The following is a 12,614-nucleotide window of genomic DNA, read 5'->3' on the forward strand; positions in this document are numbered from 1 at the left end:
CGACTGAGCGCTGCCGCTGAGATTGGCAAGGCGGGCATTACCAGATGCGCACAATCTGGGCGAAAGCAAGAGAATGAGGTACAATACATCATAGCTTGCATACGTAGCAGATATCCCACTCTTGCCAACGGGAGGCAGCATGAAAGCCGCAGTCTTTCACCAAACCGGTGGCCTGGAGGTCTTACAAATCGAAGAGGTACCCTACCCGGTGCCTGGTCCCCAGGACGTCATTGTCAAAGTTCGTGCCTGTGGGGTAAATCATCTTGACCTGCATTCGCGCCGTGGGAGGACCCGGGTAGCCCCCATGCCGCATATTTGTGGTTCAGAGATCGCTGGCGAGATTGATGCCCTGGGGGACGCCGTCAGTGGGCTAAGCATAGGTCAGCGGGTGGCAGTGGCGCCGTACCTCTTCTGTGGCCGCTGCGAGTATTGTCGCTCGGGTGAGGAAGTGCTCTGTCTCAGTGGCGACATCATTGGTCTGGCCAGTCAAGGGGGCTTTGCCGAGTATGTGCGTGTGCCCGCCTCCAGCGTCGTTCCCTTGCCGGAGGGTCTCGACTTCGTCTCGGCAGCGGCGGTGGCCCTTTCAACCATCACCGCCTGGCATATGCTCACCATCCGGGCCCCGCTCCTGCCGGGCCAGGATGTGCTCGTCCAGGCCGCTGGCAGTGGTGTTGGCAGCGCAGCTATTCAGATCGCCAAGCTTTGCGGGGCGCGGGTCATCGCCACCGCTGGCTCTGACGAAAAGCTAGAGCGGGCGCGCGCATTAGGAGCCGACGAGGTCATCAATTATCGGACGACTGACCTGGTACAGGAGGTCCGACGCCTGACCAATAAGCGGGGCGTCGATGTTGTCGTTGATCACATCGGCAAGGATACCTGGGGGCAATCTATTGCCTGCCTCGCCCGCAAAGGGCGCCTGGTGACCTGCGGCTCGACCAGCGGCGATGTGGCCGAGACGAATGTCTGGTTGCTTTTCATCAAAGAGATTGCTCTCATTGGCTCCTATGGAGGCACACGCCACGACCTGGCCGAAGTGCTCAAGCTGGTGGCGCGAGGACAGCTCAAACCAGTCGTTCATGGGACCTATCCCCTGAGCGCCATCGCCGAGGCCCAGCGCCTCATGGAGGAGCGCCAGCAGTTTGGCAAGCTCATCATTCTGCCTAACGACTGAGGAGGAGCACGAGGGCGACCAGCGCGAGCGGGGGAAGTAAGGAGGTAGATGAGATTCTCACCTGCCCCAGGAGAAGGTAAGCAAGCAGAGCAGAAGGGAGCAGTGTCATGACACAGACAACCGGTGAGACGAGCAGCCGTCCCATCGAAATCGTCGATCAGCCAGAGGAGGAGCAGCAGGACCAGCGACTGACCCTCATCCTGGTCCTGGCGGTCACGGTCATCAGTGCCCTGATCACCTTCCTCATCGTGCGCCGATTACTGGGCGAGCACGAGAGCTGAAGCTATCTCCTCGCCGGCCAGGCCGCAGGTTACTCAAGAGCCTGCAAAAGCCTGCGAGGGATGCCTGTCCGCCGAGACAGCGAGCGGGCAGCCAGAAGAAGAAAAGACTGACTGCCCGCTGCGGCTCAGGCTGAGGGGGAAGAGCAAGGCCTCTTGAGGCCAGCGGCAGGCTGCTCTTGTCTTGCTCAAAACTCCTCATAGCCATGTTCCAGCAAAGGACGCAGCTCGCTCCCTGTTGAAAGGCCGACAACGCGGGGGGCTCGTACCAGGCGTAGATGGCCGCGGGCCTGGATCAGATAGACGATTGCCTCGGGCCGATAGTAGCGGCGGGCGATCAGCTCGTAGACATCCTCCCAAGGCTGGTAGCGACCGCCTGGCAGCTCGATCAGTTGAATGATTCCCTCCCAGGGACGGGGACCGACGTACTCGAAATAGACGCGAGTTCCGACTGTGTAGGTCGGGCGAGGGAGGTGCTGAGGCTCCACCTCGGGTGGCCAGTCGCAAGGCTGAAGGCCGCGGAAAGGCTGCCAGCGATTTGCTTCCGGCAGCCAGCGCAGCGTTGGGAGAATCAGCTCCTCGCTCACTGAGCGCTGCGCCCTCCATCCACGGCCAGCACCTGACCGGTGATATAACTCGCCGCCTCGGAAGCCAGGAAGAGCACTACCGGAGCCAGCTCGCCCGGGCGTCCAATACGGCCCATTGGGGTTGTGCTCGCGATATAGCTCTCGGCTTGCTCCAGCACCGCCTCCGTCATGCGTGTGCGAAACATACCGGGGGCCACTGCGTTGACGCGCACTCCGCGTCCGCTCCACTCCACCGCCAGCGAGCGTGTCAGATTGATCACCGCGGCCTTGCTGGCGTTATAGCCTACTGTCCGCAGCTGCTCGCCACTCAGACCGGCGATCGAAGCCACATTAATGATTGAACCTTTGTGGCGCTCCAGCATATGGCGCCCAACCGCCTGAGACATCAGGAACGTCCCTGTCACATTAGTCTCCAGCACCTGGCGCCAGCGCTCCAGGGGCATCTCTTCGGCGGGCGCGCCCCAGGTTTGGCCGGCGTTGTTGACCAGCACATCGATCTTCCCATAGAGGGCCAGACTTTGGCGGACCAGAGCCTCGACTGCCTCGGCCTCAGCTACGTTGCAGAGCTGGGCGGAGACCGTGATCCCCTGTTCCTTCAAGTGGCGCTCTGCCTCCGCGAGCCACTGCTCGCGGCGAGCCGTTATGATCACTGTTGCGCCGGCCTGGCCAAAGGCCTCGGCGATCTCCAGGCCGAGGCCACGAGATCCGCCGGTAATCAGCGCCACCTCACCGCTGAAGTCGAAGCGAACCTGTCCCATAGAGAGCCTCCTCGTCGTGAGAACTTCGTGCTGACCTGCTGGCTTGTCCATCTGCTTGGTTGCAGCCAGACGGGGGCTGTCGGCAGGAAGCGAGCCAGCCAGTCAGTCAGAGAGAGCAGGGCCAGTTGAGCGGAGCGGACCAGTCAGGGAAGCACACTATCGACCGACGCAGAAAGTAGAGGACGGGCGATAGCCGGGCGTGCAGTCTGTCAGGAACAGCAAAGCGCGGACGGCCCGACCTTCTTTTCAGTCAGAGAGAGCAGGGCCAGTTGAGCGGAGCGGACCAGTCAGGGAAGCACACTATCGACCGACGCAGAAAGTAGAGGACGGGCGATAGCCGGGCGTGCAGTCTGTCAGGAACAGCAAAGCGCGGACGGCCCGACCTTCTTTCGCCGCCCGCGCCCGCCGCTCTGGGTCAGCGCAGAGAGCAAGTGAGTCAGGCCAGCTGGCCGATCAAGCTGCTCCTCTCCTCTCCTCTCCTCTCCTCTCCTTCTCTTCCCTTCCTCATGCCTGCCTTGCGCCTTGCTGGGAGAGGCTCACAGCTCCTCCAGCGCCTCCGTGGGAGGCTCATCGGCGTGGCCATCCTCCAGCGGCTCGGCCTCGCCGCCGCGGAACGACAGCATATTACTGCGAATCTGCTCCTCCAGAGCCTGGGCCACATCCGTATTCTGGCGAAGGAACTCCTTCGCATTCTCGCGACCCTGACCGAGGCGGATATCGCCCACAGTGAACCAGGCGCCGCTCTTTTTCACCAGGCCCATCTCCAGGCCCAGGTCGAGCAGGCCGCCCTCGCGAGAAATACCCTCGCTATACATAATATCGAATTCAGCCACCTTAAAGGGAGGAGCCACCTTATTCTTCACCACGCGCACGCGTGTACGGCGCCCGACCACCTCCTGGCCCACCTTGATGGTATCCGTTGAGCGGATATCCAGGCGGACCGAGGCATAGAATTTCAGCGCGCGGCCACCGGAAGTTGTTTCTGGGTTGCCGAACATCACCCCCACCTTCTCGCGCAGCTGGTTCGTAAAGATGATCGCGGCGTTTGAATTCGTAATTGCCGACGTCAGCTTGCGCATGGCCTGGCTCATCAGGCGGGCCTGGAGGCCGACATGAGAATCGCCCATCTCGCCCTCGATCTCGGCGCGGGGGGTCAGAGCCGCCACTGAATCCACCACCACCACGTCTACGGCCCCACTGCGTACCAGGGCATCGAGAATCTCCAGGGCCTGCTCGCCCGAATCCGGCTGGGAGATCAACAGATTAGCGATATCCACCCCACAGCGAGCGGCGTAGGCGGGGTCGAGCGAATGCTCCGCATCGATAAAAGCCGCATAGCCGCCGGCGCGCTGAGCGTTGGCGATGATGTGCAAACAGAGCGTCGTTTTCCCCGAGGACTCCGGGCCGTAGATCTCCGTAATGCGACCGCGAGGCACGCCGCCCACACCGATCGCCAGGTCGAGGGCGATGGACCCCGTGGGGATCGCCTCCACCTGAGCGTTCGCCGCCTCGCCCAGGCGCATGATGGCCCCTTTCCCAAAGCGGCGCTCGATCTGCTGGACAGCCTGTTCAAGCGCGCGCTCCCGCTCACTGGCCGGGGCGCTACTATTCGTGCCCGAAGCGATATTTATCTTCTCTTTCCTGGTCATCATAGTGCCACCTTTCGTGCTATATCCAACCACAGCGGACCGATGCCCCTGCCATGTGAGAGGTAATCGCGGGCAGCATCGGATGACCTCCTGCTGTTCTCGCTCTCACAGAATATCTTCCCTCGTGAGGGTCAGAAAGCGGAAGAGGCGGCTTCCTGCCCTCGGCGATCTGAGCAATCTCTCTTGCTGCGTTGCTCGGGTGCTCATTCACTGGTCCCTGGCTTCGTCTACTGGCTCTGGCTGGTTCCAGGTTCTGGCGAGCTGGGAGGAGCAAGGTCAGCATGAGTGTAGAACATCTGTCAAAGAAAGTCAACAAGCGAGCGGAACGGAAGGTGTTAATGTGCTTCAGGCGCCGAGATCGAGGCGTCCCTCAATTGAGCGGCGCAGGGTACCCTCATCGGCGTATTCCAGGTCGCCGCCGATGGGCAGGCCACGGGCCAGGCTTGTGATCTTCAATTGGCGCGGGGCCAGCTCTGGCTTCAGCTCTCTGAGGCGAGAGACAAGGTAATTAGCCGTGTACTCGCCTTCGAAGTTGGGGTTAGTGGCCAGCACGATCTCGTGAATCTCCTCGTGTCTGACGCGTTCGAGCAACTCTTTGATACGCAGATTGTCAGGCCCGATACCTTCCAGGGGAGAGAGCGCGCCATGCAGCACATGGTAGAGGCCTTTGTAGGCCCCGGTGCGTTCCAGAGCCAGCACATCCAGTGGCTCTTCGACCACGCAGACCAGCTGGCGATCGCGCTGGGGGTCCTGGCAGATGCTGCATGGATCGTGCTCCGTGATATTGAAACAGCGCGAGCAGTAGATGATGCTCTCCTTGACACGCAAAATGGCCTCGGCCAGGCGGCGCGCCTGATCGGCGGGGCTGCGCAGCACATAAAAGGTCAGACGCTGCGCGGTCTTGATGCCGATGCCCGGTAGCTTCGAGAACTCTTCGATGAGGGCCGCAACAGGGGGAGCCAGCTCGCTCATAGCCTAGAACAACCCTGGAATCTTGAGGCCGCCTGTGATCGTGGTGAGCATCTTCTGTTGGGCCTCGGCCACTTTGCTGAAAGCGTCCTTGGCTGCTGCCAGCAGCATCGTTTCCAGCTCACCGATGTCTTCAGGATTGACCGCCTCGGGATCGATCTTGATGGCGGTAATCTCGTAGTTGCCCTTCATAGTGATTGTCACTGCGCCGCCTCCTGCACTCCCGCTAAACTGACTCTGCTCCAGTTCCTCCTGCAATTTCTGAAGGCGCTGCTGAGCCTTCATGATCTCTCGCATGTTCATAAGAAGAAGCTCCTCACTCGCTTTTTTCAAGATCAATGTCGACGATCTCTGCGTTGAAGGTTTTGATGACCTCCTGCACTCGCGGATCGCTGCTTGCCTTCTCACGCAATACAGCTGGCGGTGGCGCAGAGCCATTGCTCTGGGGCCGAGGCTTGCTGGTCGCTGGGGCGGCGTGCTGAGGTTGGTTCTCGGCACTGGCTGAAGACCAGCTGGAAGCAGGAGGCTCGGATTGCTGGGCCGCTGGCCCCTTCTGCTCAACAGACAGTTCCTCAGCCTCGGGCCTGCCACCGCTATCATTTTCTGTCACTATGCCATTTCTGGCAAGGGGGGAGGGGGCAGGAGCCTCAGGGCCGCTGGCCGGGGGTAGAGGCTCCTCGGTTTCAGTTTCGGCGGCCTCCGCCGGTAGGGTGCTGCCTGGGCCAGGGCTGGCGATGGCGGAGGTCGAGGGATCGCGGCGCAGTGCGGCTCGTCCAAAGAGGGACGCGCCGCTGGGCTGGCCTGGAGGCAAGAGACGCACCAGACATTTGATGCCAAATTGCAGCTCCAGGGCCTGCTCTACCGGCTTATGACGATTGCCCTGGTTCAGAAAATCAAAGTGCGGTTGATGCTCCGCCTGGATGACTACCACGGGCGGGCCCCCATGCTGCTCGACATCCACCACGTGGAAGTCCTGGAGACAGGAGGCGGCTTTGTGATTTTTCTGACTCACGCGGCGCCGAATCGTTTCCCAGGCCTGTTGCACCTGCTGCAGCGTCAGCGTTCCGCCGCTGGTGGAGGCTGCGGCTGAGGAAGAACCAGAAGGCGGACGGGCGCCAGAGCCTGGGCGGCTGGCAGTGGTGGCTGAGGCTGGGGGGGAGACGGACGTTGCCGCTCCCGCTGGGGTGGCTGTTCCTATAGTGCCGGGAGCAGGTGGAGTAGACGGGCCAGCCTCGGAGCGGGAGCGTCCTCCGCTGGTCGGCGCCGGGCGTAGGGGCGGTAGGAAAGGCCGCAAGGGGCTGGCCTCGCCGCGTTCCTCCTCGCTGCGTCCTGAAGCGGGAGGCGGTGGGGCCGGGCGAGCAGCGGGAGAGGTGGCGGAAGAGGTCGTACTTTGCCAGGAGGGGCCGGTGGCTGGCAGCAGGGCCTCACCTGCCTGGGCCCGGCGGCGCAGCTCCAGGCACTCCAGAAAAGCCAGTTCCAGAGCCAGCTGAGGTGTTCCCAGGCCCTTCTGAAGCAGCTCATTCTGGGCGCAGATGCGGGCAAAGCCTGTCAATTCCTCCAGCGAGAAATGGCGCGCCAGCTCCTGGATCTGGCGGATCTCCTCATCGCTACGATCGAGAATCTCAGGTAAGGAGGCGCCGGCGCGAGCCAGCATGAGAGCGCGCCAGTACTCTACCAGCTGGGCATTGACCTGGCGCAGGTCGGCCCCATCCTCGGCCAGCTGATGGATCAGGTGCAGGCCCGTTGCGCTCTCCCCTGCCGCCACAGCCTGTACCAGCTTCTCGATAGCCTGCGGGTCGGCCACGCCCAGCATCGCCTGAACCTGAGCCAGACTGACCCGCTCTCCCGAGTAAGCGATCGCCTGATCCAGCAGGCTGAGGGCATCGCGCATCCCGCCGGCGGCGGCACGGGCGATCAGCTCAGCAGCTCCCTTCTCCAGCGTTACCCCCTCCTGGCTGGCGATGTAGTGCAGGTGGTCCACAATTTGGCGAGTCGTGAAGCGCTTGAAATAGAAGCACTGGCAGCGCGAGATTACCGTGGCCGGCATCTTATGCATATCGGTGGTTGCCAGGACGAAAATCGCGTGCTCTGGCGGCTCTTCCAGCGTCTTCAGCAGGGCATTGAATGCCTCGGTCGTCAGCATATGAGCCTCATCGAGGACATAGACCTTGTACCTGCCGGAGGTGGGGCGCACCATGACCTTCTCGCGCAGCTCGCGGATGTTATCAATACCGCGATTTGAGGCGGCATCGATCTCAATCACGTCGAAGGAGGTTCCAGCGGTAATCTCGCGGCACTGCTGGCACTCATTGCAGGGCTCGCCGTTGCGGGGGTGCTGGCAATTGATGGTTTTCGCGAGCAGGCGGGCGGTGGTTGTTTTGCCAGTGCCGCGGGGCCCGGTGAACAGGTAGGCGTGGGCCAGCTTGCCGCTGCTGAGGGCGTGTTTCAGCGTCTCAACAACGGCCTCCTGGCCAACCATCTGCTCAAAGGTCTGGGAACGCCACTTGCGATAAAGCGCCTGTGAACTCATACTCAGTATCCTCGCGCGGATCGTCCCCTCTGCAACCGCCTGTCTGCTTAATCTGCCGCTCTGGGCATACTTTTCACAAATTCCATCAAGAACGGGTTTGACCTGGCTACTTGGGCCTGGTAGTGCTGGCGCTGATCCAGATCGAAGCAAAGAACTAGCCGGGTGGGCCTGCGCGCCGTGCCGCGTCGCACCGACAGGGACAGCAGGCCGCGGCGCGGTAGATGCTGTGCCGTCGGGCGAAGAGCAGAACGGATGCACGTGTGAGGCAGACGGAAACGCGAGACAGACAGAAAACCGGCTTTCGCCCGGCCCTGCCGCTCAGCGCAATCAGGCAACCCTGCGACGCCCAGAGAGGTCCATTTACCGTTGCTTCCTCACGGACCTGGCGGGGTTCACAGACATCTGCCGCGCAGGACCCAATTGCGCCGAGCGACAGGGCGGGGAGAAAACCGGTCTGTTCCGCTCGTTCTCTCTGACAGGATCTGCCTTCGCGGACCAGGGCTTATTGTACACCTGTCCCAGGTGTCTTGTCAAGATTGATGGTGGGTCACGTCACGACTTGGGAGGCGTAACTCTTGCCGCTCGTGAGACGCTTCTCCCTTTGCGCGCTGGTTGCCCTGTGGCTGTGTTGGCCTGCTTGCTGTCCAGTCCAGGCGCGAGTTGGCTGATGTTGCAGCGTAAGATTCACCATGACTCTATTGAAAATAAGGCGATATTCTTGTACAATGAAAAGTATTGGAATCAAGGATGTCTCGTCCGCGCTGACCCACCGCCGGGCCAGCCTGCCGCTGCGAGGCTGCGGAGGTCCTACTATGGGAGATCAGGGAAGCTTATCCTCCGGGTCGTCTACCTCTGCCTTTGCAATTCGCTCTGTCCTCTGCTATGCTCAGGAAGATCGCACGTTAGCCAGCCGGTTGAACACGCACCTCTCTGCGATCGGGGTCAGCGTGAGCGATCTCACTAAAGATGTGCGGCCTGGCCAAGACCGAGAAGACGGGTTGCGGCGGCGCATCAGGGAGGCGAACCTCGTCATTGTCTTGGTCGGTCCCGACTTTCTACAACATCATCAGCTTGAACTGCAGCTGATCGAGGAGCGCCTGCCGCCGAACGACTGGGCATTTATCCCCATTCGGACCAGCAACGTTTCTCTTGAAGACAAGCCGCTGTTCAAAGGTCGCCAGCTCTTGCCACGCTCTGGGAAGGCGTTGGTCCAAATGGGTAGGTCTCAGCTTGATAGGGAGTTAACGCAGATCTGCGAGGAGATCAGGGAGCTCATCAAGCGCTGGCCAGTGCGCCAGGAGCTCCAGGATGGGGCAGTGGGTGTTGCCCTTGCAGAAAAATCGGCACAGGTGCCTGTCTTGCGGCAGGAACAGAGGAAGGTCACAGGAGGCAGATCTGGGGCGGCGACAGAGATGCAGCCAGTCCTTCCTGTGGAGGGAAGGGACCGTCGGAGGCAGTTCGCCAGCTGGAAGGTCGTGACTCTACTCGCTCTCTTCTTCTGCGTTCTCTGCGTCTCTATTGGCTATCTGGCTCTGCCTACCTCTCGTCCGGCAACAGAGATCCGCACGGGCAACACTGCTGCGGCGATGGCAGTCTGCAGCCAGGCAAGTATGCCTGGCGCAGTAGGGCTGACTACCGAGCTGGTGGATGGCGATTGTGTCGGGATCAGTGTCGGCCAATCGATCTTCGACCAGGGCAATGGTCTGACAATCAGCGCCAAGCTGCAGGCGGCGGCTCTACTCAGAGCAGGCCGTATCAGCCAGGCGCGGACCTACTTTCTGCTGGCTCGTAGAACTGATCCCACGGATGCCGAAGCTGGTATCTATAGTGAGGACCTGCTCTACCTCTCTCAGCCGCATCTCTCCCTCCTGGTAGGAGTTCATTTCTCGCATCAAGGGGGTCTCTACGCGCAGCAGGATGCGCTTCAAAGTCGAGCTATTCTGCAGGGGGCGTTCGTCTATCAAAAGGAGTATAACAGAGGTCAGGGGTCACGGATGAAGCTGGTCCTTCTCATCGAGAATAGTGGCTATAGCGCAGAGACGGCTCTGGAAGCTGCCAGACTGGCTCAGAAGTGCCTCCAGGTGAAAGGACTGCATGCTCTGGCGTTGATTGGCTGGCCATTCGGGCTGGCGGGGGATGATGTGGTGCAGGAAGGTATGAGCAGCGACCTGCTGAAGCTGCTGTCGAGTATGCCGGTTCCCATTGTTGCTTCGGTCCCGACGGATCTGAGCGGCCTGCTCCCTAACTTTTTCAGCGTTGTGCCCTCGCTCCAGGGCGAAGCCGCCGCCCTCGTGGCCTATATGCAGCATATTGGAGCACGTAATCCTGATGTCATCTATGATGAAAATCTGCCCTCTGCCCAGGCCCTGGCTCATGATCTGCAGAGTCTCACCAATCGTCGGCAGCAAGTCTATCCTTCCCAGGCTTACACAGGCGACTCTGCCGGGGGGATACAAGATAGCCTAAAGTTCATCACGCCGACGAACGATGCTCTTGTCTTTATTGGGGCGGCCCCCAGCGCTGTCATTTTGCAGAAAGCCCTTGCCGCTCAGCGCTATTCTCATCTAGTCGTCCTGGGGACAGACATCCTCTATCATTATGTGGATCTCCTTTCGTCCAGAGATCGCGCGGCCCTGGTCGGGCTACATTTTCTAAGCTTTGCCTACCCCGATGAATATAGTTACTTTCTACCTGGCAAACAGCCGCCGGCCTTCTTTGCAGACTATCTCAACGAATTTAGCCCGCCGGGACAGAGCGAAGGACCAATCACCTATGGCAAAAGTCGCGAGGAGAGCGAAGTGATTCTGTCCTATGATGCGCTCACTGTGGTCTTCACCGCCTTCCAGAGGGAAGGGTCGGAGAGCGCGCTTCTGCAAGGGCTGAAGAGCATCAGCCCGGCGTTGCCAGTGCAGGGAATCAGTGGTCAGATCGCTTTTGGTCCCGACGGCTATCCCATCGATAAAGCGGTGCTCGTCCTCAAAATTGTCCCTGGACCGTCTCCCGCCCAGTCCGGCCCCTATACCGAACAGGAAATGCTCATCAGTGGGAGCTATCGCTAATTCTCGCAGGAGCTAAGCTATGAGGCAATTGCCTCCGCTGTCGGGTCTGGGCGCCGGGCTAGAGCGAGGCTGGAGCCGGCGCCAGCTTTTGGCCGCGCTAGCCGGGGGGACGTGGTCCCTGCTCTCCTCGTGCATCTCCAGCAACGTTTCTCGGTCAATCATGGGCACCTGCGTCTCGCAGGTCGCCCTCTGCTCGCCGACGAGCGTAGTCGGCTCCTCCTCACCCACGCAGATCTTCTGGTACGCCGAACCGGACCCGAAAGGGATCTTTAAAACGCTGGTAGATACCTTCAATGCGTTAGGCTTCGGCGTGCAGGTCACCTTAGCGGCTCAAGGAAGCAGCACCGACGACTATCACCAGTGGCTGCGTCAGCAGCTCAAAGCGGGTCGAGAGACCCCACAGGTCTTCTCCCTCGATATCATCTATACTGCCGAATTTGCAGAGCAGCACTGGCTCGTTTCTCTAGATGAGCTGCTTTGCCAGAGCGATAGCGAGCAGTACCTGCAGACGGCTCTTACCGCTGCCAGCTATCCTACCAGCGAAGGGCGGCTCTGGGCCTTGCCTCTCCATAGCGATGTGGGCCTCCTCTTCTGCCGCAGCGATATCCCCTATGCTGCGGGCGAGAGCCTGCCGCCCTCATCCTGGAGACAGCTCAGCGCGATGGCACGCGAGGCGCAAGCCAAACACTCTGTCACAGCTGTTCTCCCAGGCTGGGGTTATCTTTGGCAGAACGCTCCCTATGAAGGGCTGCTCTGCAATGCGCTGGAAGTCTTTTCAGGCTACGGCGCTCAGCTGGTCGCTGAGGACGATGGCCAGCAAGACAAGCGGCCAGCCTATCGGGTGGTCGTTGAGCGCTATCGAGATCAATTGGAGCAAGCCTTAGGCGAGATGGTTTCCTGGGTCCAGGGTCCGGGTGCGATTACCCCGCTGCAGGCCCTGGAGAGTACTGGAGACATACAGGGGCTGGATGAGCCGTTGACGATCGCCCACTTCAATCAAGGGATTGCGGCCTTCATGCGCAACTGGCCCTATGCCTACAACCAGCTCGATGTCCGTGGGCTAGGATCGCAGGTTCATGCCCACCAGGTAGCTGTCTATCCTCTGCCAGGAGCAACCCGCCCCTGTATCGGCGGCTGGCAGGTTGCTATCAATGCTCACGCCCCTCCACGAGAGCGAGCAGCCGCCCTGACCTTTGCTCGCTGGCTCCTGTGTGATTCCGCCCAGAAAGCCCTCGCCGGCAGTCAGAACTACCTGCCAGTCCTGAAGGCGATTTATGACGATCCTGAGCTGCAAGCCAACCTGCCCTTCTACAGTGGCCTGCGGGAAATGATTGAAGAGCGCGGACAGTTACGTCCGCGCCTGACGCAGTACGCGCAATTTTCCAGAGCTGTGCAAGCGGCAGTCTACAGCGCCTTGCGGGGCGAGCACAGTCCTGTCGAAGCCATTACCCTGCTAGAGAGAGAGCTTCATGCCGTGCTTGGCTAGGGTTTCGCGCATCAGCGGAAGGTCGGGAGTAAGACGGAGCGCGGCCTGCGCTGCCAGGGCATGAGCTTGCGCCAGACTGCCGGACAGCGAGCAAAGCAATCAGACAGGCGAGCGCTCCGAACAAACG

At 60.8% G+C, this 12,614-nt stretch carries 10 protein-coding genes and 1 other RNA gene; 4 read left to right on the forward strand and 7 right to left on the reverse strand.

Translation table 11 applies throughout. The features are described from left to right. Positions 1 to 139 precede the first annotated feature (139 nt). Both A4R35_RS22045 and A4R35_RS24440 read left to right on the forward strand, forming a co-directional pair. Positions 140 to 1,171, forward strand: a complete 1,032-nt coding sequence (locus A4R35_RS22045; RefSeq protein WP_112433293.1) for a zinc-binding dehydrogenase — start codon at positions 140 to 142, stop codon at positions 1,169 to 1,171. Between the two features lie 107 nt (positions 1,172 to 1,278). Further along, positions 1,279 to 1,452, forward strand: coding sequence for a hypothetical protein (locus tag A4R35_RS24440; RefSeq protein WP_189362175.1), 174 nt, complete (start codon positions 1,279 to 1,281; stop codon positions 1,450 to 1,452). 185 nt (positions 1,453 to 1,637) lie between these two features. On the opposite strand, the gene A4R35_RS22050 is transcribed toward A4R35_RS24440, so the two are convergent. From A4R35_RS22050 to ffs, 7 genes are all read right to left on the reverse strand, one after another. Next, the gene (locus A4R35_RS22050; protein WP_112433295.1) at positions 1,638 to 2,036 is read right to left on the reverse strand and encodes a hypothetical protein; all 399 of its coding nucleotides are present in this window, start codon (positions 2,034 to 2,036) and stop codon (positions 1,638 to 1,640) included. Further along, positions 2,033 to 2,794: a glucose 1-dehydrogenase gene (locus A4R35_RS22055; RefSeq protein ID WP_112433297.1), complete on the reverse strand. Its 762-nt coding sequence runs from the start codon at positions 2,792 to 2,794 to the stop codon at positions 2,033 to 2,035. The genes A4R35_RS22050 and A4R35_RS22055 overlap by 4 nt, the downstream gene beginning before the upstream one ends. A 536-nt stretch (positions 2,795 to 3,330) precedes the next feature. Further along, positions 3,331 to 4,443 carry a recombinase RecA gene (gene recA / locus A4R35_RS22060; protein ID WP_228026383.1) on the reverse strand — a complete coding sequence of 371 codons (1,113 nt, stop codon included), beginning with the start codon at positions 4,441 to 4,443 and terminating at the stop codon, positions 3,331 to 3,333. A 345-nt stretch (positions 4,444 to 4,788) separates the two neighbouring features. Beyond that, positions 4,789 to 5,415: a recombination mediator RecR gene (gene recR, locus A4R35_RS22065; protein ID WP_112433301.1), complete on the reverse strand. Its 627-nt coding sequence runs from the start codon at positions 5,413 to 5,415 to the stop codon at positions 4,789 to 4,791. Positions 5,416 to 5,418: 3 nt separating this feature from the next. Then, the gene (locus A4R35_RS22070; protein WP_112433303.1) at positions 5,419 to 5,715 is read right to left on the reverse strand and encodes a YbaB/EbfC family nucleoid-associated protein; all 297 of its coding nucleotides are present in this window, start codon (positions 5,713 to 5,715) and stop codon (positions 5,419 to 5,421) included. 13 nt (positions 5,716 to 5,728) lie between these two features. After that, positions 5,729 to 7,942, reverse strand: a complete 2,214-nt coding sequence (gene dnaX, locus A4R35_RS22075) for a DNA polymerase III subunit gamma/tau (RefSeq protein ID WP_112433305.1) — start codon at positions 7,940 to 7,942, stop codon at positions 5,729 to 5,731. Positions 7,943 to 8,264: 322 nt separating this feature from the next. Beyond that, an RNA gene (gene ffs / locus A4R35_RS25460) (signal recognition particle sRNA small type) lies at positions 8,265 to 8,364 on the reverse strand. A gap of 303 nt (positions 8,365 to 8,667) precedes the next feature. On the opposite strand from ffs, the gene A4R35_RS22085 reads away from it, so the two are divergent. Both A4R35_RS22085 and A4R35_RS22090 read left to right on the forward strand, forming a co-directional pair. Further along, entirely contained in the window at positions 8,668 to 11,001 is a 2,334-nt protein-coding gene (locus A4R35_RS22085; RefSeq protein ID WP_189362179.1) for a TIR domain-containing protein, read from the forward strand. Between the two features lie 19 nt (positions 11,002 to 11,020). After that, on the forward strand, positions 11,021 to 12,487 hold the full coding sequence (locus tag A4R35_RS22090; RefSeq protein ID WP_112433309.1) for an extracellular solute-binding protein: 1,467 nt from the start codon (positions 11,021 to 11,023) through the stop codon (positions 12,485 to 12,487). The last annotated feature ends 127 nt before the right edge of the window (positions 12,488 to 12,614 follow it).

This window comes from Thermogemmatispora tikiterensis (assembly GCF_003268475.1).
Classification (GTDB): Bacteria; Chloroflexota; Ktedonobacteria; order Ktedonobacterales; family Ktedonobacteraceae; genus Thermogemmatispora; species Thermogemmatispora tikiterensis.

Bases quoted from the DNA above. Each gene is read 5' to 3' on its own strand.
- A4R35_RS22045 (WP_112433293.1), top strand. From the start codon at position 140: ATGAAAGCCGCAGTCTTTCACCAAACCGGTGGCCTGGAGGTCTTACAA.
- A4R35_RS24440 (WP_189362175.1), top strand. From the start codon at position 1,279: ATGACACAGACAACCGGTGAGACGAGCAGCCGTCCCATCGAAATCGTC.
- A4R35_RS22055 (WP_112433297.1), bottom strand. From the start codon at position 2,794: ATGGGACAGGTTCGCTTCGACTTCAGCGGTGAGGTGGCGCTGATTACC.
- recA (WP_228026383.1), bottom strand. From the start codon at position 4,443: ATGACCAGGAAAGAGAAGATAAATATCGCTTCGGGCACGAATAGTAGC.
- recR (WP_112433301.1), bottom strand. From the start codon at position 5,415: ATGAGCGAGCTGGCTCCCCCTGTTGCGGCCCTCATCGAAGAGTTCTCG.
- A4R35_RS22070 (WP_112433303.1), bottom strand. From the start codon at position 5,715: ATGAACATGCGAGAGATCATGAAGGCTCAGCAGCGCCTTCAGAAATTG.
- dnaX (WP_112433305.1), bottom strand. From the start codon at position 7,942: ATGAGTTCACAGGCGCTTTATCGCAAGTGGCGTTCCCAGACCTTTGAG.
- A4R35_RS22085 (WP_189362179.1), top strand. From the start codon at position 8,668: ATGAAAAGTATTGGAATCAAGGATGTCTCGTCCGCGCTGACCCACCGC.
- A4R35_RS22090 (WP_112433309.1), top strand. From the start codon at position 11,021: ATGAGGCAATTGCCTCCGCTGTCGGGTCTGGGCGCCGGGCTAGAGCGA.